The sequence below is a fragment of the Alcaligenes sp. WGS1538 genome, from assembly GCF_043187505.1.
Classification (GTDB): Bacteria; Pseudomonadota; Gammaproteobacteria; order Burkholderiales; family Burkholderiaceae_B; genus Alcaligenes.
Genome location: NZ_CP171109.1, coordinates 3,789,835 through 3,810,550, shown reverse-complemented (window position 1 = coordinate 3,810,550; position 20,716 = coordinate 3,789,835). Strand labels below are relative to the sequence as shown.

The window sequence follows — 20,716 nt, the reverse complement described above, 5'->3', positions numbered from 1 at the left end:
ACACTATGTCACGTTCGATCAAAAAAGGCCCATTCGTCGACGCTCACCTGATCAAGAAGGTGGACGCCGCTGTCGCGGGCAACGATAAGAAGCCGATCAAAACCTGGTCGCGCCGTTCTACCATCCTGCCCGAGTTCATCGGGCTGACGATTGCCGTGCACAATGGCCGTCAACACATTCCCGTTTACATCAACGAGAACATGGTTGGCCATAAGCTCGGTGAATTCGCCCTGACCCGTACGTTCAAGGGTCACGCCGCGGACAAAAAGGCCCGGAGATAAGCGATGGAAACTACTGCAACTATCCGTGGAGTCCGTATTTCGGCTCAGAAGGCACGTCTGGTCGCGGATCTGATCCGCGGCAAGTCCGTTGGTCACGCCCTGAATACGCTGACTTTCACTCCCAAGAAAGCCGCCGGCATCATCAAGAAAGCTCTGGAATCGGCCATCGCCAATGCCGAGCACAACGACGGTGCCGACATCGACGAACTGAAGGTCACCACCATCTACGTGGACAAGGCCCAGTCGTTGAAGCGTTTTTCTGCACGAGCAAAAGGCCGCGGTAACCGTATCGAGAAGCAGACTTGCCACATCGTGGTCAAGGTCGGCGCTTAAGGAGTCACAATGGGACAGAAAATCCACCCAATTGGGTTCCGCCTCGCTGTCAACCGCAACTGGAGCTCCCGTTGGTACGCCGACGGCGCCGAGTTCGGTACCATGTTGGCCGACGACATCCGTGTGCGCGAATACCTGAAACGCAAGCTGAAGAGCGCGTCCGTTGGCCGCGTGGTCATCGAGCGTCCAGCCAAGAATGCACGCATCACCATCTACTCGGCTCGTCCCGGCGTGGTGATCGGCAAGCGCGGTGAAGACATCGAAAGCCTGAAGGCTGACCTGCAGCGTCTGCTGGGCGTGCCCGTGCACGTCAACATCGAAGAAATCCGCAAGCCTGAAACCGACGCTCAACTGATCGCCGACTCCATTGCCCAGCAACTGGAAAAGCGCATCATGTTCCGTCGCGCCATGAAGCGTTCCATGCAGAACGCCATGCGTCTGGGCGCCCAGGGCATCAAGATCATGAGCTCGGGCCGTCTGAACGGTATCGAAATCGCCCGTACCGAATGGTACCGCGAAGGTCGCGTGCCTCTGCACACCCTGCGCGCCAACATCGATTACGGTACGTCCGAAGCGCACACGACTTACGGGATCATCGGTATCAAGGTTTGGGTCTACAAGGGCGACATGCTGCCTAACGGCGAAATGCCTGCTGAAACTGTAGCCCCTGAAGAACGCCGTCCACGTCGTCCTCGCGGCGATCGTCCTGAAGGTCGTCGCCCAGGCCGTGGTCGCGGTCCTCGTAAAGACGCTGCTCCTGCTGCGTCCGAAGGAGAATAAACATGCTGCAACCTTCTCGCAGAAAGTATCGCAAAGAGCAGAAAGGCCGCAACACCGGCCTGGCTACTCGCGGTGCTCAAGTTTCGTTCGGCGAATTCGGCCTGAAAGCCACGGACCGTGGCCGTCTGACCGCTCGCCAGATCGAAGCAGCACGTCGTGCGATCAACCGTCACATCAAACGTGGTGGCCGTATCTGGATCCGTATCTTCCCTGACAAGCCGATTTCGCAGAAGCCTGCTGAAGTCCGTATGGGTAACGGTAAAGGTAATCCAGAGTACTGGGTCGCTGAGATTCAACCCGGCAAGGTCCTGTACGAAATGGAAGGTGTCAGCGAAGAGCTGGCGCGCGAAGCATTCCGTCTGGCCGCCGCTAAGCTGCCAATTTCGACGACGTTCGTAACGCGTCACATTGGTGCTTAAGGAGACGTCATGAAAGCCAGCGAACTCCGCACCAAAGATGCCGCCGAGCTGCAGAAAGAGCTCGAGAGCCTGTTGAAAGCACAATTCAACCTGCGCATGCAGCGTGCTACGCAACAGCTTTCCAACACCAGCCAACTGGGCAAAGTGCGCCGCGACATCGCTCGCGTCCGTACCGTCATGGCTGAGACCGCAGGAAAGTAAGATGAGCGAAACTCAAACTCAAGCCCCAGCAAAGCGTCAACGTACCCTGATTGGTCAAGTTGTCAGCAACAAGATGGACAAGACTGTCGTCGTTCTGGTTGAACGCCGCGTCAAGCACCCTCTGTACGGCAAGATCATCATCCGCTCCAACAAATACAAAGCGCATGATGAGAACAATCAGTACAACGAAGGCGATACCGTCGAGATCTCCGAAGGCCGCCCAATCAGCCGCAGCAAGTCCTGGACTGTCGTGCGTCTGATCGAAGCCGCCCGCGTGATCTAAGCGCTTGCTCTGGCGTCAGGCTCCGGCCCGGCGCCACGTAGTACCAAAACCCCGATCTGTTTCAGGTCGGGGTTTTTTTTTGCCGGGCCGCTGCTCGCCGCCTTCGAAGCAGGCGAGCCAGTGGATTCGGGTCATGGATCGCGTTCAGCGGGCCTCTTGCCGACGCCACTGGGCCGGACTCATGCCGACGCTGCGGCGAAAGGCGGCGCTGAAGGCGGCCGCCGAGCTGTAGCCTATGCGTTCAGCCACCTGCTCCAGCGCCAGGCCCTGTTCCAGGTAGCGCCGCGCCAGCTGCATGCGCAGCTGCAGCAGCACCTGCGCCGGCGCCAGGCCGCACAGCAGGGTGAAGCGGCGATGAAAGGCGGCGCGCGACATGTTCAGGCAGGCCGCCATCTCGTCCACGGTCCATTCCCGAGCGGGGTCGCGCATCAGTTGGTCCAGCAGGCTTCCAAAGGCATGGTCGCGTGCTAAATTGATCAGTCCGTGGGGCAGCGCGCCCTGGCCGGGCGCCTGACGCGCATGATGGCGCAGCGTGTAGAACAGCAGCAGTTCCACCAGCCTTTCCAGCAGGCGCGGATTGGGCCGGAACTGGCCGCGCACCTCGGCCTGGATCAGTTCGAACAAGGGGCTGCCCGCTTGGGCGCTGGCGCCGTCCAGCAAAAGCACCTCGGGCAGGTTGGCCAGCAGCAGTTCGCTCAGCCCCGAGCCCAGGTCCAGGAAGCCGCACAGCAGGCCCGTGCTGTTGGCGATGGCCGGACGCAGTTCCTGCATCGCCTGGCGCTGCAGGGGCGCATCAAAGGCGGGGCAGGCCTGGGACGCGCTGAGCCGGTGGGGCACGTCGCGCAGAAAGAAGACGGCGTCGCCCGCATGCAGTTGCAGCGAAGGGCTGTCCTTGATGTGCAGCCAGCAGGGCCCGTGCAGCACCAGGTGAAAGCCCGCGCGCTGGTGGCCGTTCAGGCTGCTTTCCCAATGGTCGCAGTACTGGCCCAGGTGGAACAGGCTGGCCGTGATCTCCAGCCCGGAAAGCAGCAGGTCCTCGACTGGATGCAGCGGGTCGGCGGTCTCGGGGCTTGCTTGTGGAGCGACTGAAGCGGGGGGGCTCATGGCAGGAATATGCTTATTTCTTTTCGTGGATATTTTCAATATGAATACAGCTAGACCGGCATATGGAAGCGTCGGGCCGCAGGGCCGACAATGAAGGCCTGCCATGACTCATCAAGGACCTAACGCTACCATGTCTCGCCTCACTCTTCATACTTTGGATTCCGCCCCTGAAGTCGTCAAGCCCGCGTTGGAAAAGGCCGTGCGCGGCAGCGGCTTCCTGTCCAATCTGCTGGCCGTGCTGGCCAGTTCGCCCGTGGCCCTGCAGGCCTACCAGGACATGTCGGCGCTGAATGCCACTGCCAGCCTGTCGCTGATCGAGCGCGAAGTGGTGCAGTTGGTGGCCGGCACCACGCACGGCTGCCGGTTCTGCGTTGCCGGCCATACCGCCATCGCCACCAACAAGGCCAAGCTGGATCCGGAGATCCTGGCGGCGCTGCGCGCCCGCGGCTTCGAGCAGATCCAGGACGAACGCCTGCAGGCGCTGGCCCTGTTCACCAAGGCCGTCATCGATACTCGAGGCCAAGTGTCCGACCAGGCGCTGCAGGATTTCCGCGACGCCGGCTATGGCGACCAGCAGGCGCTGGAAGTGATTGCCGGCGTGGGCCTGGCGACGATCTGCAATTTCGCCAATAATCTGGCTCGCACCCCTCTCAACAGCCAACTGGAGGCCTACGCATGGGAAGCGCCCTGAACGCCGCGTCCGAGGAACTGACCGGCGCGCCGTCCGTGCGGCTGTCGCCCGGACTGGTCCAATGGCTGGGAGAAAACGCCCTGGAGCTGGACACGGGCGCATCGCTCTCGGACGAGCTGCTGCCGCGCCTGGCCGAAGAAGGCCTGTTTCGCCTGGGTCTGAAGGAGGATCTGTCGGATTTCGGTGAAGCGGTGCGTTCCGTGGTGGCCGTGGCCGAGCATTCCCTGACGGCGGCGTTCGTGCTGTGGGGCCAGCGGACCTTCATCGAATACCTGCGCAACGTGCAGGATCCCGCCATGCGAGAGCGCTACCTGCCCAGCCTGCTGGACGGCCGCCTGGCCGGCTCCACCGGCCTGTCCAATGCCATCAAGTTCCTGGGCGGCATCGAAGGCCTGCAGTTGCAGGCGCGCCCCGACCAGGGACAGTGGCGTTTCGAAGGCCGCCTGCCCTGGGTGACCAATCTGCGGCGCGACAGTTTCCTGGTGGCCGTGGTGGCCGGCATGCCCGACGAGCAGGTGGGCATCTGGGCGTTCGAACATGGCGACGCCGGCCTGCAGCGGTCGGAGGACCTGGAGCTGGTGGGCTTGCGTGGCAGCAGCACGGCGGCGCTGACCTTCGACGGCGTGCGTGTGGGTCGGGAACGCCTGATGCACGCCAATGCCGCCGAGTTCGTGCGCGCCGTGCGCCCGCGTTTCATGGCGCTGCAGTGCGGCATGACCATGGGCCTGGCGCGCCGTTCCCTGCAGCTGGTGCTGCAGGCGCCGCGCCGCCAGTGGGTCCAGGAGCAGCCGGCCAGGCGCCTGCTGGCCCGGATCGAGGAGCTGGCCGACATCCTGATCGGCGCCGCCAGCAAGCCCGGCTCGGTGCCGCCGCCCGACCTGTTCCGCGTACGCATCGAATTGAGCGCGCTGGCCGCCGAGGCCGTGTCGCTGGAAAGCTCGGTCACCGGCGGGGCGGCCTATCTGGATGGCAAGCATCCGCAATTGCTGCGCCGCTATCGCGAGGCCCTGTTCGTGCCCTTGATCACGCCCACCGTCGCCCAATTGAAAGCGGAGCTGGGGCCGGACGCCGCATGAGCACGTCCGCCGCCACTCCGCCTCGCGCCCAGGAGCAGGCTCTGCTGGCCGGCCGGGGCATCACCCTTGCCTATGGCGGCCATACGGTCCTGCAGGGCCTGGACCTGACGGTGCGGGCCGGCGAGATCGTCGCGCTGCTGGGGCCCAGCGGCGTGGGCAAGTCTTCCCTGCTGCGCGTACTGTCCGGCCTGCAGGCGCCCACCCAGGGCGAGGTGAGCTTCCTGGGGCAGCCCGTGCGGGGAGTGCATCCGGCGCTGGCCATGGCCTTTCAGGAAGCCATCCTGCTGCCCTGGCTGAACGTGCAGGCCAATACGGGCTTCGGCCTGGGGTTCGCCCGCCAGCCGCGCCTGCAGGCCGCCGAGCGCCGGGCGCGCGTCGAGCAGGCCTTGCGCCAGGTGGGACTGTACGACAGCCGTCACCTGCGTCCTTCGGCCTTGTCCGGCGGCATGGCGCAGCGCGTGGCGATCGCCCGCTGCCTGGCGCGTCGTCCGCGGGTTCTGCTGATGGACGAGCCTTTCGGCGCCCTGGACGAGGTCACGCGTCGCCAGATGCAGCAATTGATCCTGTCCATCCGCGACCAGACCGGCTGCGCCATCGTGCTGGTCACCCATGACATTGACGAGGCCCTGTTGCTGGCCGATCGAGCCTTGTTGTTGGGCGGACGCCCTGCCGGCCTGCGCCGTGAATGGGCCTGCCCGGCCCATCCCCGCTCCCATCTGGATTCCTGGTTGCAGGCCATACGCCTGGAGGTCGTGGCCTGCCTGGAGCAGAGCCTGGCCCAGGCCGCTCCTTCTTCCTTTTTGCAAGGTATGCCGTCATGACCGACACCCCCACTTCCCGGACCCGCCGCGATCTGCTCAAGCTGGCCTCGCTGTTCACCGCGGCGGGCGCCGCTCCCTTGCTGGCCCAGCGCGCTGCGCGCGCCCAGGCCGAGCCCGACGCGCCGCTGCGCATCGGCTATCTGCCCATCACCGACGCCACCGCCATGCTGGTGGCGCACCACAACGGGTACTTCGAAGAGGCCGGCGTTGCCGTCGAGAAGCCCGTGATGGTGCGCAGCTGGGCCCAGTTGATCGAGGCCTTCATCTCCGGCCAGGTCAATCTGGTGCACCTGCTCACGCCCATGACGATCTGGGGGCGGTATGGCAGCCGCGTGCCGGCCAAGGTCGTGGCCTGGAACCACATGAGCGGTTCGGCCATCACGGTCGAAAAGAGCATCACTTCCGCCGAACAATTGGGCGGACGCACCGTCGCCATCCCGTTCTGGTATTCCATCCACAATGTCGTGCTGCAGCACGTGCTCAAGGCCCACGGCCTGACGCCCGTGTCGCGCGGTTCGCAATCCGTGGCCGCCAAGGAGGTCAATCTGGTGGTGATGGCGCCGGCCGACATGCCGCCGGCCCTGGCTTCCGGCCGCATCGCCGGCTTCACCGTGGCCGAACCCTTCAATGCCATGGCCGAGACGCAGGGCGTGGGCCGCATCTTGCGCTTCACGGGCGACGTCTGGCGCGACCACGCCTGCTGCGTGGCCTTCATGCACGAGCACGACCTGGAACAGCGCCCGCAGTGGGCGCAGGGCGTGGTGGACGGCCTGGTGAAGGCGCAGGCCTGGATACGCGACAACCGCGCCGAGACGGCCCGGATCCTGTCGCGGGAAGGCGGCAACCGCTACACGCCGCACACCAGGGAAAATCTGCTGAAGGTTCTGGCGCCCGATCCGGCCGACCGCCGCCAGTACGTGGAGTCCGGCGTCATCCGCCATCCGGATTGGGACGACAAGCGCATCGACTTTCAGCCGTATCCCTTCCCCAGCTATACCGAAGAGCTGGTGGGCATGCTGCAGGGCACTCTGATCCAGGGCGAGCGCGGCTTCCTGGACAGCCTGACCCCGCAGCAGGTGGCGGCGGATCTGGTGGATGACCGCTTCGTGCGCGCCGCGGTCGAAAAACAGGGCGGCCTGGCGCGCTTCGGGTTGCCCGGCCAGTACACCCGTACGGAGACCATCGTCGCATGAGCGCGTCCGTATCCGCATCGGTCGAATCGCCAGCGAATCGCGGGCGCGCCGCGTCGTCAGGGCGGCGTCGGCTCCTGCATTCGACCCTGCGCTCGGCCGCCTGGGGGTTGGGCGGTCTGGCAGTGGGCGTGCTGCTGTGGTGGCTGGCCACGGCTTTCAGCGACAGCGCCTTGATGCGCCAGTTCGGCCCCGGCCAGGCGCTGGCCAGCCTGGCGGACATGCTGGGCTGGTCCGACACCTGGATGCACGTGGGCGCCAGCCTGCGGCGCATTTTCGTGGGCCTGGCCATCTCCCTGGGCGTGGGCGTGCCGGCCGGCCTGCTGCTGGGGCTTTCGGCGCGCGCCCACGCGGCGCTCACCCCGTTGTTCCAGTTCCTGCGCATGATCTCGCCCCTGTCCTGGATGCCCATTGCCGTCATGGCCTTCGGCATTGGCGATGCGCCGATTTATTTCCTGCTGGGCGTGGCCGGTGTCTGGCCCGTCCTGTTGAACACGGCCTCGGGCGTGCGTCACCTGAATCCGCGCTGGCTGATGCTGGGCCGCAGCCTGGCGGCCACCCGCCTGGAAACCTTGTTCCATCTGGTCCTGCCGGGCATCGTGGGTTCGGTGCTGACGGGCAGCCGCCTGGCCATCGGCGTGCTGTGGATCGTGCTGGTGCCCTGCGAAATGCTGGGCGTGTCCGCCGGCCTGGGCTATCTGGTGCTGGATACGCGCGACCGCATGGCGTATTCGGAGCTGATGGCCGTCATCGTGCTGATCGGCTTGATCGGCTACGTGCTGGACAGCGCCCTGCGGGCCTTGTTTGCGATGTTTGGGCAGAAGTAGTGATTTGTCCAGGGCCGGATATATAGGCGGATTTTAATTAAATTTTTGATTGCGATATTTCGTTCAGACTTATTTAATTGGCATTGAGTATTTTTTTATTTTACTATCGATTATTAGAATTTCTTGCATAAATTGATGCATATTTTCATTTAAAAAAGAACTCAATATTTTAAGAACAGCGTCATATTCATGTCGCTATTTTTATTGATGGAAATTGCAATTTTTGTGCGCCCATGTGCTCAAGCCGTACATCGTCATGTCACATGATAAACCCATACTTTCCTCAGTTTGCCTCGTCGTGCCTTGACGATGCACATTTTGAAGCAGGGGGTGATCATGACGGACAAAGCAGTCTTCTCGCGCCGTACATTTCTCAAAGGGAGTTTTTCTTTAGGTGCAATGAGCTTGTTGGCAGGTTCTCAGGTATATGCTCAAACTCGACCTGATGGCGTTGTGCGATTGGAGTTCATGTATCCGGTCGGTGTATCAGGCGACATTAATCGCATCGTCACCGCCATGATAGAAAATTTCAATTCCGCGCATCCCGACGTGCACGTCCAGGCTATTTATGCGGGAAACTACGACAATACGGAACAAAAAGTCATTACAGCCTTGGGCGTGGGGCAGCCGCCCGCGGCATGGCTGCCCATCAACTCGTCCTTGCAAACTTTCTTGGGCATGAATGCCCTGGCGGATTTGACCGATCTGGCCAAGGCCAGCGATGTATACCCGGATTTTTATTCCAGCTTCTTGAGCATGGCCACTGCAGAGGGCCGGCTTTATGGCTTGCCGTTCCAGCCCAGCACGCCTGTTCTGTATCTCAATCAGCAGGCGTGCGGGCAAGCCGGTCTTTCCCAGGCGCCCGCCACCTGGGACGAGCTTTTCGACCAGGCCAAGGTCTTGACGCGCCGTAACGCCCAAGGGACGCAGCAGTGGGGATTGACGATAGGCGGGGGATGGCATGACTGGATCTTCGAGTGCTGGGTGCGCCAGAACGGACTGACTCCCTGGCAGGCGGATCGGGTGTTGTTCGATGCGCCTGAAGCGGTGCATGCCTTGGAATTTTGGCGCAAGATGGTGGGTGCGGGCGTCATGCCGGCCGCTTCGACCTGGGAAGGGTCGGCCAATGACTTCATGGCGGGCCGCAGCGCCATGCTCTACCACTCCACGGGTTCACTGACGAATTTGCGTGCCAGCTCCTCGTTCCCGGTACGTGCGGCATTGATGCCCAAGAACAAGGTTCAGGGAGCATGTTTTTGGGGTGGGGCTATTCATATCGCCAAGAATCAGCCTGAAAAGCATATTCAAGCGGCTTGGCGCTTTGCGTACTGGATGACCAACACGGAGAATTCGGCCGCCTGGTCCCGGGCGACCGGCTACCTGGCGGTGCGCAAATCGTCCTGGGAAAGCCCCGCGATGGCGCAGTATGCCCATGATGTGCCCGACGCCCTGATCGCTTTGCGTCAGGCCGAGTTCGCGGGCCCTTTCTTGCAGGTGCCCGCTTATCACAAGGTGCGGGAGTATCTGAAAAGCGCGATTGACCGTTGCCTGGCGGGCGAGTTGTCGCCGGAGGCTGCCCTCAAGCAGGCCGCGGACCAGTCCAATCGTGAAATAGCGCGCTTGCTACGCCGCCGTGCATGACGAGGCGGTTCATGCGTGCTTCCAACCCCGTAGCCTGCAGCGACGGCAGGCTGGCCTGCCTGCTGTTGCTGCCGTCCTTGCTGTTTCTGATCACGTTCACGTACTGGCCTATCGCGCGCGCCGCCTATCTGTCTTTTCATGATGCGATGCTGGGCGACCCCTTGGTGATTTTCGTCGGATGGGAAAACTATGCGCGCTTGTTGGAGGACGAGCTGTTTTGGCGCGTGCTGGGTAATACGGCCTGGTATGTCCTGATCACGGTGCCTGTGTCGGTCACGGTGGCCTTATTGCTGGCCGTGGGTTTGAATGCCGCATTCAAGGGCGTGTCGCTGGCTCGTTCAGCGTTTTTCTACCCCACCATGATCCCGTCCGTGGCGGCTGGCATGGTGTGGGTCTACCTGTACGCTCCAGGCTACGGTCCCATCAATCAGTGGCTTGAATGGCTGGGGGCAGGTCCTATGGCGTGGTTGTCGGACCGTCGTTTTGCTTTATGGGCGCTGATGCTGCTGAGCATCTGGAAGTTTTCGGGTTATTTGATGCTGATTCTGTTGGCCGGTTTGCAGCTGATTCCCAAGGACCTGTACGAAGCTGCCCGACTGGATGGCGTGTCGGCATGGCATCAGTTGCGCCATATCACCATGCCCTTGTTGTCGCCCATGCTGTATTTCGTGTTCATCGTCGCCGTATTGCATTCCTATCAAGTATTCGATTACGTCTATGTCATGACGCATGGAGGTCCGGCCGACAGTACTAATGTTCTGACTTTTTATATCTACCAGAATGCTTTTCAGTACCAGGATCTGGGTTATGCCTCCACCCTGGCCACGGTGCTGCTGCTGTTCATGTCGCTGCTGATCGCCCTGATTGGCATGACCTTTGGGCGCACCATCCATTATTTCGGAGATCACTGATGAGGATGGGATGGCATCGGGGGTGGGCTAGCGTATGGCGCAGCCTGGTCATGTTGTTGGCCTTGGTGTGGTTGTCTCCTTTGCTGTGGATGGGGGTGACAGCCTTCAAGGCGCGGGCCGAAGTGTTCGATCCGCAAGCGGGCTTTTGGCCGGCTCACTGGAATTGGAGTAATTTTTCGTCCGCCTGGGCGGTGGCGCCATTTGACGTGTACTTGCTTAATTCACTGATCAGTACCGGGGGGATTCTGGCGGCGCAGCTGCTTACAGTGGTATTGGCTGCCTATGCCTTCGCCCAGTTGCGGTTTCGCGGCAAAAACGTGCTGTTTGGCTTGTTTCTGTTGCAGATCATGTTTCCCATCTACGCCACTTTCTTGACCAATTTCCTGACGGTGCGCAGTCTGGGCTTGTTCGATCACGTGTTGGCCCTGATCGTTCCTTTTGCCGCCAGCGGGTACGGCACATTCCTGCTGCGCCAGGCGTTTCGACAGATTCCGTTGGAGTTGATCGAGGCGGCCCGGTTGGATGGCTGCGGTCACCTGGGTATTCTGTGGCACGTCTGCTTGCCTCTGACGCGGCCCGCTTTGCTGGCCTTCGGCATCATCAGTGTGGTGACGCACTGGAATGACTACATCTGGCCCTTGCTGGCGACCAATAGCGATCATGAGCGCACGTTGCCCATTGGCCTTGGGCTGTTGGCCAAGGCGGATAGCGGTGCTGATTGGACACGCTTGATGGCCGCAACCTTGATGGTGATCGCGCCTTTGTTGTGTGTGTTTTTTGTTTTTCAGCGGCGTTTCGTCAATAGTTTCATGCATGCCGGCTTGAAATAGCGCAGGAGAGAAAAATGGCGGAAGTTGTTTTGGAGGGTGTGGGCAAATGCTTTGGGACGCGCCCCGTTGTACAGGATTTGTCCCTTCATGTGCCTGATGGCTCGTTCACGGTGCTGGTGGGGCCTTCAGGCTGCGGGAAGTCCACTATTTTGCGCATGATCGCCGGATTGGAAGACGTAGACAGGGGGCGCTTGCTGATCGGTGGGCGCGAGGTGACGAAGCTGCCGCCCCAGAAGCGGGAACTGGCCATGGTGTTTCAGTCCTATGCCTTGTATCCCCACATGACGGTGTATCGCAATATGGCGTTCGGTTTGCAAAAAACGAGCACCTTGAGCAAAGGGGAAATCGATCGGCGCGTGCGCCAGGCGGCCGGGAAACTGTCGATCGATCATTTGCTTGACAAGAAACCCGCCAGTCTGTCGGGCGGGGAGCGGCAGCGTGTGGCCATTGGGCGCGCCTTGGTGCGCAAGCCCAAGGTTTATCTGTTTGATGAACCCTTGTCGAATCTGGATGCGAAGCTGCGTCATCGGATGCGTGCCGAGTTACGGAAGTTGCAGGAAGATCTGCAAATTACGGTCATTTACGTCACGCATGACCAAGTCGAGGCCATGACTTTGGGTGATCAGGTTGCCATTTTCAATCAGGGACGATTGCAGCAAGTGGGGCCGCCGATGCAGGTCTATGACAATCCGGCGAATATGTTCGTGGCCTCCTTCATCGGCAGTCCTGAAATGAACTTCCTGCCCTGCGGCATACGGAATCGGAGCGAGGGCCGTTTTATTCATTACGGCGCTTACGAGGCGCTATTGTCCGATCAGGACGCGGGCTATGGCCATGCACCGATTCTGTTGGGAGTGCGGCCCGAGGAAATCAGCCTGGGACAGGGGGGCCAAGCAGACGTGCAAGGAGTCGTGCAGCGAGTCGAACTGTTGGGGGCGGATGCGCTGGCGCATGTACAGGTGGCTCAGGATGAGCTGGTGGTGCGCCTGCCCATTACTCAGGCGCCGCGCACCGGGCAAGGCATTGCGTTGCGGTTTGGCCGTAGCCGGCCGCGTCTGTTTGATTCAGAGACGGGACATCGCTTACAGGGCGCAGCCGGAGTGTCGTAATGACGTATCGTCAACGCTTGCTTCTGGCTTTTATACGGCAACAGCGCAGCGCGACGGCGCAGGACATGGCCGAACGGTTTTCAGTTTCTCGTGAAACCATACGGCGCGATGTCTTGCAGTTGGAGAAATCGGGGCTCGTACAGCGTTATCACGGGGGCGTGTGTTTACGTGATCCGGGTGACGAGGCGGCGTTTTCCATCCGTTTGCGACGGCATGCGGATAAGAAAGAAAAAATTGGCGCCCAGGTCGCTCGCCGGATACCGGATGGCGCGACACTGGTCCTGGATAACAGCAGCACGGTGGTCTACGTGGCGCGTCAGCTGGCCATGAAGACGGCGCTGACGATCATGACACCTTCGCTGGAGGTGGCTCAGGTAGCGGGTCGCCATTGTCCCGATGCACGGATCTTGCTGCCTCCGGGACAATTGCGGCAACACGACTACACGCTGGTTGGGCCGTCCGTACTGGATTATTTTCAGCGGGTTCGATCCGATTATTTCATTTTTTCCGTCGCGGCCTACGATGAGCGGGAGGGGCCCATGGACTTTGATGTATTCGAGGTCGAATTCAAGCGTTTGGCGAGCGTGGTGGCTGATTGCAACATCCTGGCGCTGGATTCCAGCAAATTTTGCTCCAAGGCGGACATCGCTCTTGGGCTGGGCGGGCACGTGGTTGTTTGCACCGGCCAAGAGAGCGACGTCCTGTTTTAGGGGACCTCTGACCCGAACCACCGTATTCGCTTAGCGCTGGACTTGTTCATAGGATTCCCTAGCAGATCCTAGGCGGTCTCCAGTAGCGCGTTTTCAGTCAGATGCTCCTGCGGCGTAAGCAGGTCGATGAGCTCGCCATGCCAGGACAAGGTTGCGCCCAGGGTGGCGACCTTGCCGATGAGCAGGATGGAGGGACTCTTGAACTCGTGCTGCTGGGCATCGCGCGCAATATTGCGCAGCGTGGACAGCAGGGTGCGCTGTTCGGGCCGGGACCCGTTCTCCACCAGGGCGCAGGGCGTGTCGGCATCGCGGCCGCGCAGCAGCAGCTCTTCGCTGAAGCGCAGGATCTGCTGCAGGCCCATGTAGACGGCTACGGTCTGGGAGGGATCCAGCAGGGAGGTCCAGTCCTGGATGGCGTGGCCGCTCTGGCGGTGCGCCGTGACGAACTGCACGGATTGCGCATGGTCGCGGTGGGTCAGCGGGATGCCGCTGTAGGCGGCGCAGGCCAGGGCGGCGGTGATGCCCGGCACCACTTCGAAGGCCACGTCGTGCCTGGCCAGGTATTCCAGTTCCTCGCCGCCCCGTCCGAAGATGAAGCCGTCGCCGCCTTTCAGGCGCACCACGGTGCGCCCGGCGCGGGCGTGTTCCACAAGCAAGGCATGAATGCGGGCTTGCGTCTGGTGATGGTCTTCGCCCAGCTGCTTGCCCACGAAAATGCGGGCGGCGTCGCGGCGGGCCAGCTCCAGCACCTGGTCCGACACCAGGCGGTCGTACAGGATGACGTCGGCGCGGTTCAGGGCGCGCAGGGCGTGCAGGGTCAGCAGCCCTGGATCGCCGGGCCCGGCTCCCACCAGGATGACACGCCCCTGGCCGCCCTGGGCGGTCTCGGGGCCCTGCAGCGCGTGTTCCAGCGCCAGGCGGGCCTGTTCGTCCCGGCGGCCGCGCAGGGCGGCGCCCACGGGGCCGTCCACCAGCCAATCGTAGAAGCGGCGTCGCGCGCCCAGTTCGGGCCGCGCGCGGCGTATGGCGCCGCGGTACTCATGGGCCAGGCGGGCCAGCGCCCCCAGGGAATGGTCCATCATGGTTTCCAATTGTTCGCGCACGCGGCGCGCCAGCATGGGCGCCGAGCCGGTGGATGAAATGGCGATGATCAGCGGCGAGCGGTCCACGATGGCCGGCACCTGGAAGCTGGAGAGCTCCGGATCGTCCACCACGTTGACCAGGATGCGGGCTTGCTGCGCGTCCTGCGCGATGCGCTGGTTGACGGGTCTGTCGTCCGTGGCGGCGATGATCAGCCAGGCGCCGTCCAGGTGGCGCGCCTGGTAGCGTTCGCGGTAGAGGACGATGCGTTCCTGCCGGGCCAGTTCCTGCAGCGCGTCCACGGCGTATGGCGCCACCACGCTGACGCGTGCGCCGGCCGCCAGCATCAGGCGCACCTTGCGTTCGGCGATCTCGCCTCCGCCTATGACCAGCACGGCGCGATGCCTCAGGTTGGCGAACAAGGGGAACAGAGTCATGATCAGGCCGGCTGCAATACCAGGGGAATCAGGCGGGCCGAGGGTTCGGCGACAACGCCCGCGCGCACCAGGAAGTCCCCGAAATGTTCGCCGGGCTGACGTTCGGCGGCGAAGCGGCCGAACAGTTCGCCCAGGATGGCGAGGATCTCGGTTTCCGGGATGTTCTGGCGGTAGACGACATTCAGGCGTTCGCCGCTGAAGTTGGCGCCCAGCCGAAGGTCGTAGCGGCCCAGCGCGCGGCCCACCAGGGCGATCTCGCCCAGATAGGGGCGCGAGCAGCCGTTCGGACAGCCCGAGATGCGGAACACGATGCGTTCATCGCGCAGGCCGTGCTGTTCCAGCAGCGCTTCGAGCTTGGGCAGCAGCACGGGCGCGTAGCGTTCGCTCTCGGCCATGGCCAGGCCGCAGGTGGGCAAGGCCACGCAGGCGATGGTGCTGCTGCGTATGCCGCTTTGCGTCTGGTAGACGTCCAGCTTGTGTTCGGCCACCAGCTTGTCGATCCCGGCCTTGTCGCGCGCGGCCACGTCGGCAATGATCAGGTTCTGGTTGCACGTCAGGCGGAAGTGGCCCTTGTGCACCTGGGCGATGGCGCGCAGCCCGGACAGCCAGGGACCGTTTTCCGTGTCCATGAGACGGCCCGAGTCCACGCGCAGGCCCAGGTGCCAGCGTCCGTTGGCGCCCTTGACCCAGCCGAAGCGATCGCCGTTGTGATCGAAGTGGTAGGGACGCGAGGGCTCCAGCGTCTGGCCGCTGCGGCGCTGCACTTCCTCCAGGAACCAGTCCGCGCCCAGGCGGTCCACGGTGTACTTCAGGCGCGCATAGCGGCGTTCGTCCCGGTTGCCGTGATCGCGCTGGGTGGTGACGATGGCTTCGCACACGGCCAGCAATTGTTCGGGACGTACGAAACCGATGATGCTGCCCAGGCGCGGGTAGGTGGTGTCGTCGCCGTGCGTCGAGCCCATGCCGCCGCCGATGGCCACATTGAAGCCCAGTAGCCGGCCGTCCTCGATGATGGCGATCAGGCCGATGTCCTGCGCGAACACATCCACGTCGTTCAGGGGCGGCACGGCGATGCCGATCTTGAACTTGCGCGGCAGGTAGGTCTTGCCGTAGATGGGCTCGACCTCTTCGCCTTCCGTGGCTTCGTCGACCTTCTTGCCGTCCAGCCAGATCTCGGCATAGGCGTTGGTCTTGGGCAGGAAGGCGTCGGAGATCTTTTCGGCCCACTCCTGCACCAGGGCGTGCTGTTCGGACAGCAGCGGGTTGGCGGCGCTGACCACTTGTCGGTTCACGTCGCCGCAGGCGGCGATGGTGGTGGCCATGGCGTCGTGGATGGCGCGCAGCGTGGGCTTGAGGAAGGGCTTGCGCACGCCGTGCCACTGGAAGGTCTGGCGCGTGGTGATGCGCAGGCCGAACTGGGCCCAGTCGCGCGCGATCTTGTCAAAGGCCAGCCACTGCGGCGGGGTGACCACGCCGCCGGCCAGGCGGGCGCGGATCATGAAGCTGTAGGCGGGCTCCAGTTTCTGCTTGCGGCGCTCCTCGCGCAGGTCGCGGTCGTCCTGCTGATAGCTGCCGTGGAACTTCAGCAGCTTGTTGTCGTCTTCGCTGATCGCTCCGGTAACGGGATCGGCCAGGCCCTGGGCGATGGTGCCGCGCAGGTAGCGGCTGTCCACCTTGAGTTGCTCTATGGGGGCGAGTTTCTTGTCGGTCATGTTCTTGCTTCAGTAAACGTCACGGGCGTAGCGGCCTTGGGCGGACAGCTCCTCCAGCCAGGCGCGGGCTTGCTCGGCGTCCAGTCCGCCTTGCTGGCGGGCGATGTCCTGCAGGGCCTGGTGCACGTCCTTGGCCATGCGGGCGGCATCGCCGCATACGTAGATGTGCGCCCCGCCCTGGATCCAGGCGTAGACCTCGGCGGCTTTTTCCAGCAGCCGGTGCTGCACATAGATCTTTTCCTGCTGGTCGCGCGAGAAAGCCAGGTCCAGCTGGTGCAGCTGGCCGTCCTGCAGGGCGCGCTGCCATTCGGTCTGGTAGAGGAAATCGGAATGGAAATGCGGATTGCCGAAGAACAGCCAGTTGCGGCCTTCGCCGCCCTGGGCGGCACGCTCCTGCACGAAGGCGCGGAACGGGGCCACGCCGGTGCCGGGGCCTATCATGATGACGTCGCGGCCAGGGTCCTCGGGCAGGCGGAAACGCGTGTTCGGGTCGATGAAGACCGGCACGGTGTCGCCCTCGGCCAGGCGCGCCAGGTAGTCGGAGGCCACGCCCCAGCGGTCCTGCTCGTTGAACTGGTATTGCACCTTGGCCACGGTCAGGTGGACTTCTTCGTCCACCTCGGACTGGCTCGAGGCGATGGAGTACATGCGCGGGGCCAGGGGGCGCAGGGCGGCGACCAGCTCGGCGGCGCTCCAGGCGGCGGGAAAGCGTTGCAGGACGTCCAGCACCTGATGCGTGCCCAGCAGCTCCTGCAGGGTCGGCAGGCCTTCGGGGCCGACGGCGGCCTGCAGGACGGGATCATGGTTGCGCTTGGCCAGTTCCGCCAGAAAGGGCTTGGTCAGCTGGGTCAGTTCCCGGTAGTGGCGCAGCCAGTCCTGCAGGCTGCGGCTGTTGTCCTGGATGGCGACCTGCTCCTGGGGATCCAGCTTCAGGGTCTGGATCACGGCCTGGACCAGGTTCTCGTTCTGGGTGGGCCATACGCCCAGCGCATCGCCGGGCTGGTACTTCAGGCCGCTGCCTTCGAGAGACAACTCGTAGTGGCGGATGTCGCGCGAGCTGCCGCGGCCCGTGATGGGCTGGCTTTGCAGCACCGTGGCCAGGAAGGGTTTTTCGCGTGTGTAGGCGTTGGCGCGCGACTGCGCGCCCAGCACCGTGACATTCCCGCCAGGGGCGGCCGCAGGGGCGGCAGCCTGGCGGTCCTGTTCGAGCAGGGCGAAAGCCTTGTCCTGCCAGGGGCCGGCCACGGTGGCGATGTCCAGGTCGGCCAGGCCGGTTTCCTGGATGCGCTCGGCGCCCAGGGCCTGCAGGCGCTGGTCGATCTTTTCGGCGATGCCGCAGAACAGCGGATAGCTGGAATCGCCCAGGCCCAGCACGCCGTACTTCAGCTTGGGCAGCTTGGGGGCGCGGGCGCCCGACAGGAATTCGAAAAAGGCGATGGAGTCGTCCGGCGGATCGCCTTCGCCCTGGGTGCTCATGATGACGTACAGCAGGCGCTCGTCCTTGAGTTCGCGCGTGGGATAGCGATCGGCGCGCAGCAGGCGCACCGGGATGCCGGCGGCTTCGCAGCGCTGCGCGAAGGCCTCGGCCACGTGCTGGGCGTTGCCGGTCTGGCTGCCGAAGACGATGGTGGCGGGCTTTTGGGACGGAGCGCTGGCGGCGGGCACCAGGGACAATTCGGGCGAGGGCGCCGCCTGTGCTTGCGCGCCGCCGTTGCGTACCTGGGCGACGCCGGCCAGGTAGCCGGACAGCCAATTGAGGGAAAACGGATCGAGCTCTTCGGCGATCTGCTGGATCAAGCCGCGGTTCGACTCGGAGAGACGGGACAGGGCGTGCATGCTAACACTCGGTTATAAGAATGGTTTGTCCCATTCTAAAGAGCGCCCTGTTAGTGGCGAACGATCCGATTCTTATTTGTTTATAAGCACTTCGGTTATTAAGAAGGGGGCATTGCGCCCCCTGGGCGTGCCTGCGTCGCTGCGGCCGCAGGGCCTGAAACGCCCCGGCCTGTTCAGGCGGAATCGCGCGGCCGCAGCTCGCGGCGCAGGATCTTGCCCACGTTGGTGCGCGGCAGCTCCTCGCGAAACTCCACCTGGCGCGGCACTTTGTAGCCGGTCAGATTCTTGCGGCAGTGCGCGATGACCTCGGCTTCGGTCAGGGAAGGACTGCGCCGTATGACGAACAGCTTGACTGCTTCGCCCGAACGTTCGTCGGGCACGCCGACGGCGGCCGCTTCGATGATGTCGGGGTGCTGTACGGCCACGGCCTCCACCTCGTTCGGATAGACGTTGAAGCCCGACACCAGGATCATGTCCTTCTTGCGGTCCAGTATGTAGACGTAACCTTGCTCGTCCATATAGCCCAGGTCGCCGGTGCGCAGGAAGCCGTCGCGGTCGAAGGCCTTGGCGGTTTCATCGGGTCGGTTCCAGTAGCCGGGCGTGACTTGGGGCCCTCGTATGCACAGTTCGCCGTTCTGGCCGGGCGGCAGGTCGTTTTGTTCTTCGTCGCGTATGCTCAGTTCGGTCGAGGGCACGGGCAGGCCGATGGAGCCGGTGAACTCCTGCTTGTCCAGGGGGTTGATGGTGGCGGCCGGCGAGGTTTCGGTCAGGCCGTAGGCCTGGGCCAGGGGTTTGCCGGTGGTCTGCAGCCAGCGTTGCGCCACGACTTCCTGCACGGCCATGCCTCCGCCCAGGGTGAAACGCAGGGATGAGAAATCCAGCTTGCGAAAGTCCGCATTGTTCAGCAGGGCGTTGAACAGGGTGTTCACGCCGGTGATGGCGGTGAAGCGGACCTTGCCCATTTCCTTGACCATGGCCGGTATGTCGCGCGCATTGACGATGAGCAGGTTCTGGGCGCCCAGGCGCAGGAACACCAGGCAGTTCGCGGTGAAGGCGAAGATGTGGTAGAGCGGCAGGGCGGTGACGATGCAGTCGATCTGGTCCTGTTTCAGGCAGGGCCGGACCCAGGCCAGCGCCTGGCACAGGTTGGAGACCAGATTGCCGTGCGTGAGGATCGCGCCCTTGGCCACGCCGGTGGTGCCGCCCGTGTATTGCAGGCAGGCGATATCGTCGTGATCCAGTTCCACGGGCGCGGGCAGGCGGGCGCGGCCTTGCGCCAGCGCCGTGTTGAAGGGGACGGCCTGCGGCAGGGACCAGGGCGGCACGCCTTTCTTGACGTGGCGCACGATCTGGTTGACCAGCCAGCCTTTCAGCGTCCCGAGGCGGTCGCCCACGCCGGTGACGATGATGCGCTTGACAGGCGTGTCGTGCAGGACCTCCTGCAGGACGTGGGCGAAGTTCTCCGCAATGATGATGGTCTGCGCGCCGCTGTCCTGCAACTGGTGGCGCAGCTCCCGGGCCGTGTACAGGGGATTGGTGTTGACCACCGTCGCGCCGCAGCGCAGCACGCCGTAGAGGCTGATCGGATATTGCAGCAGATTGGGCATCATCAAGGCGACGCGGTCGCCTTTGCGCACGCCCTCGCGCTGTAGCCAGCCGGCCAGGGCCAGGGCATGCTGTTCCAGTTCACGATAGCTCATGCGCCGGCCCATGCTGATGTAGGCTGTGCGTTCGGCAAATTCGGCGCAGCTGCGCTCGAACACCGAGAGCAGGGAGGGATACTGCCGGGCCTGGTCCTCGATGGACTCAGGGACGGCCGGCGGGTAGTGTCGTAGCCAGATCTTGTCCATGGCGCGCTCCGGGCAGACGGGTCACGATTGGCCCAGCAGGGCTTTCTTCAGGGATTCCTGGGCGGGCTTCCTGCCCAGCCAGATCTTGAGCAGCGCCGGAGCCAGGTCGGGGTGGGAGACCCGTCCCAGCGGCTTCTGGTTGAATACGATCTGCACGCCCTGCGCGTCCATGTCCAATTGCACGAGATCGCCTTCCTTGGCCTGTCCGACTTCGCGCATGCGTTCCTCGAACTGGGCCAGCGCGGGGTCCAGCTCCCGCCTTTCCTGTTCGTCCAGATTGTTGTGCACGCCTTCCTTGAGCGCGTCGATCAGGGTCTGCGCATCCAGGTCGCGCTTGAGCGTCAGGCGCATCTGGCGCGGGCGCCTGTCGTTGATGACCGCGTCGGCGTCCTGGGTGCGCGCGGCGGTGTACAGGGCGGCCACGTAGACGTCGAAGATGACTTTCTTGCGCAGGCCCGCGCCGTTCAGCGTCAGGGTCTGCGCGTCCACGGCGGCGGTCTCGGGCACGGTCACGCCGGCGACGGTGGCGGCCTGGGCGGCGGGCAGGCCCAGGCTCAGGGCTAGGACTAGGGCGGCACAGCGATGGGTGAACAT

The 20,716-nt window shown here is 63.4% G+C and carries 22 protein-coding genes; 16 read left to right on the top strand and 6 right to left on the bottom strand.

Annotation, left to right across the window (positions count from 1 at the left end; genetic code table 11):
* Positions 1–5: 5 nt before the first annotated feature.
* From rpsS to rpsQ, 6 genes are read left to right on the top strand one after another with little or no spacing between them, the layout of a single operon-like run.
* Entirely contained in the window at positions 6–281 is a 276-nt protein-coding gene (rpsS, locus tag ACF3ND_RS17780) for a 30S ribosomal protein S19 (protein ID WP_394062866.1), read from the top strand.
* 3 nt (positions 282–284) lie between these two features.
* Positions 285–614 (top strand): 50S ribosomal protein L22, encoded by a 330-nt coding sequence (gene rplV / locus ACF3ND_RS17775; protein WP_394062864.1) that lies wholly within the window; start codon positions 285–287, stop codon positions 612–614.
* A 9-nt stretch (positions 615–623) separates the two neighbouring features.
* Positions 624–1,394 carry a 30S ribosomal protein S3 gene (rpsC, locus tag ACF3ND_RS17770; protein WP_394062862.1) on the top strand — a complete coding sequence of 257 codons (771 nt, stop codon included), beginning with the start codon at positions 624–626 and terminating at the stop codon, positions 1,392–1,394.
* Positions 1,395–1,396: 2 nt separating this feature from the next.
* Positions 1,397–1,813, top strand: a complete 417-nt coding sequence (gene rplP / locus ACF3ND_RS17765) for a 50S ribosomal protein L16 (RefSeq protein WP_394062860.1) — start codon at positions 1,397–1,399, stop codon at positions 1,811–1,813.
* A gap of 9 nt (positions 1,814–1,822) precedes the next feature.
* Positions 1,823–2,014, top strand: coding sequence for a 50S ribosomal protein L29 (gene rpmC / locus ACF3ND_RS17760; RefSeq protein ID WP_003803032.1), 192 nt, complete (start codon positions 1,823–1,825; stop codon positions 2,012–2,014).
* A gap of 1 nt (position 2,015) precedes the next feature.
* Positions 2,016–2,297, top strand: coding sequence for a 30S ribosomal protein S17 (rpsQ, locus tag ACF3ND_RS17755; protein WP_394062857.1), 282 nt, complete (start codon positions 2,016–2,018; stop codon positions 2,295–2,297).
* 144 nt (positions 2,298–2,441) lie between these two features.
* Here the strand turns inward: rpsQ and ACF3ND_RS17750 are convergent, their stop codons facing one another.
* Positions 2,442–3,401 (bottom strand): cupin domain-containing protein, encoded by a 960-nt coding sequence (locus ACF3ND_RS17750; RefSeq protein WP_394062855.1) that lies wholly within the window; start codon positions 3,399–3,401, stop codon positions 2,442–2,444.
* A 130-nt stretch (positions 3,402–3,531) separates the two neighbouring features.
* Between ACF3ND_RS17750 and ACF3ND_RS17745 the strand changes: the two genes are divergently transcribed.
* From ACF3ND_RS17745 to ACF3ND_RS17700, 10 genes are all read left to right on the top strand, one after another.
* Positions 3,532–4,092, top strand: coding sequence for a carboxymuconolactone decarboxylase family protein (locus tag ACF3ND_RS17745; protein WP_394062853.1), 561 nt, complete (start codon positions 3,532–3,534; stop codon positions 4,090–4,092).
* On the top strand, positions 4,077–5,168 hold the full coding sequence (locus ACF3ND_RS17740; RefSeq protein ID WP_394062852.1) for an acyl-CoA dehydrogenase: 1,092 nt from the start codon (positions 4,077–4,079) through the stop codon (positions 5,166–5,168). The genes ACF3ND_RS17745 and ACF3ND_RS17740 overlap by 16 nt, the downstream gene beginning before the upstream one ends.
* Positions 5,165–5,989 (top strand): ABC transporter ATP-binding protein, encoded by an 825-nt coding sequence (locus ACF3ND_RS17735; protein ID WP_394062850.1) that lies wholly within the window; start codon positions 5,165–5,167, stop codon positions 5,987–5,989. Before ACF3ND_RS17740 ends, ACF3ND_RS17735 begins: the two co-directional genes overlap by 4 nt.
* A complete protein-coding gene (locus ACF3ND_RS17730) occupies positions 5,986–7,182 on the top strand; it encodes an ABC transporter substrate-binding protein (RefSeq protein WP_394062848.1) in 1,197 nt (398 codons plus the stop codon). The genes ACF3ND_RS17735 and ACF3ND_RS17730 overlap by 4 nt, the downstream gene beginning before the upstream one ends.
* The gene (locus tag ACF3ND_RS17725) at positions 7,179–8,006 is read left to right on the top strand and encodes an ABC transporter permease (protein WP_394062846.1); all 828 of its coding nucleotides are present in this window, start codon (positions 7,179–7,181) and stop codon (positions 8,004–8,006) included. The genes ACF3ND_RS17730 and ACF3ND_RS17725 overlap by 4 nt, the downstream gene beginning before the upstream one ends.
* Positions 8,007–8,342: 336 nt before the next feature.
* Positions 8,343–9,647, top strand: coding sequence for an ABC transporter substrate-binding protein (locus ACF3ND_RS17720; RefSeq protein WP_394062844.1), 1,305 nt, complete (start codon positions 8,343–8,345; stop codon positions 9,645–9,647).
* Positions 9,648–9,658: 11 nt separating this feature from the next.
* A complete protein-coding gene (locus ACF3ND_RS17715) occupies positions 9,659–10,558 on the top strand; it encodes a carbohydrate ABC transporter permease (RefSeq protein ID WP_394062842.1) in 900 nt (299 codons plus the stop codon).
* Positions 10,559–10,608: 50 nt separating this feature from the next.
* Positions 10,609–11,388, top strand: coding sequence for a carbohydrate ABC transporter permease (locus tag ACF3ND_RS17710; RefSeq protein WP_394062840.1), 780 nt, complete (start codon positions 10,609–10,611; stop codon positions 11,386–11,388).
* Between the two features lie 14 nt (positions 11,389–11,402).
* A complete protein-coding gene (locus ACF3ND_RS17705; RefSeq protein ID WP_394062838.1) occupies positions 11,403–12,497 on the top strand; it encodes an ABC transporter ATP-binding protein in 1,095 nt (364 codons plus the stop codon).
* Complete coding sequence (locus ACF3ND_RS17700) at positions 12,497–13,207, top strand: DeoR/GlpR family DNA-binding transcription regulator (RefSeq protein ID WP_394062836.1); 711 nt, start codon at positions 12,497–12,499, stop codon at positions 13,205–13,207. The genes ACF3ND_RS17705 and ACF3ND_RS17700 overlap by 1 nt, the downstream gene beginning before the upstream one ends.
* 68 nt (positions 13,208–13,275) lie before the next feature.
* Here the strand turns inward: ACF3ND_RS17700 and cysG are convergent, their stop codons facing one another.
* From cysG to ACF3ND_RS17675, 5 genes are all read right to left on the bottom strand, one after another.
* A complete protein-coding gene (gene cysG / locus ACF3ND_RS17695; RefSeq protein WP_394062834.1) occupies positions 13,276–14,724 on the bottom strand; it encodes a siroheme synthase CysG in 1,449 nt (482 codons plus the stop codon).
* A 2-nt stretch (positions 14,725–14,726) separates the two neighbouring features.
* On the bottom strand, positions 14,727–16,436 hold the full coding sequence (gene cysI / locus ACF3ND_RS17690; RefSeq protein WP_394062832.1) for an assimilatory sulfite reductase (NADPH) hemoprotein subunit: 1,710 nt from the start codon (positions 16,434–16,436) through the stop codon (positions 14,727–14,729).
* Between the two features lie 9 nt (positions 16,437–16,445).
* Entirely contained in the window at positions 16,446–18,272 is a 1,827-nt protein-coding gene (locus tag ACF3ND_RS17685) for an assimilatory sulfite reductase (NADPH) flavoprotein subunit (RefSeq protein WP_394062830.1), read from the bottom strand.
* 173 nt (positions 18,273–18,445) lie between these two features.
* The gene (locus tag ACF3ND_RS17680; RefSeq protein ID WP_394062828.1) at positions 18,446–20,122 is read right to left on the bottom strand and encodes an AMP-binding protein; all 1,677 of its coding nucleotides are present in this window, start codon (positions 20,120–20,122) and stop codon (positions 18,446–18,448) included.
* A 21-nt stretch (positions 20,123–20,143) separates the two neighbouring features.
* The gene (locus ACF3ND_RS17675) at positions 20,144–20,716 is read right to left on the bottom strand and encodes a chalcone isomerase family protein (RefSeq protein WP_394062826.1); all 573 of its coding nucleotides are present in this window, start codon (positions 20,714–20,716) and stop codon (positions 20,144–20,146) included.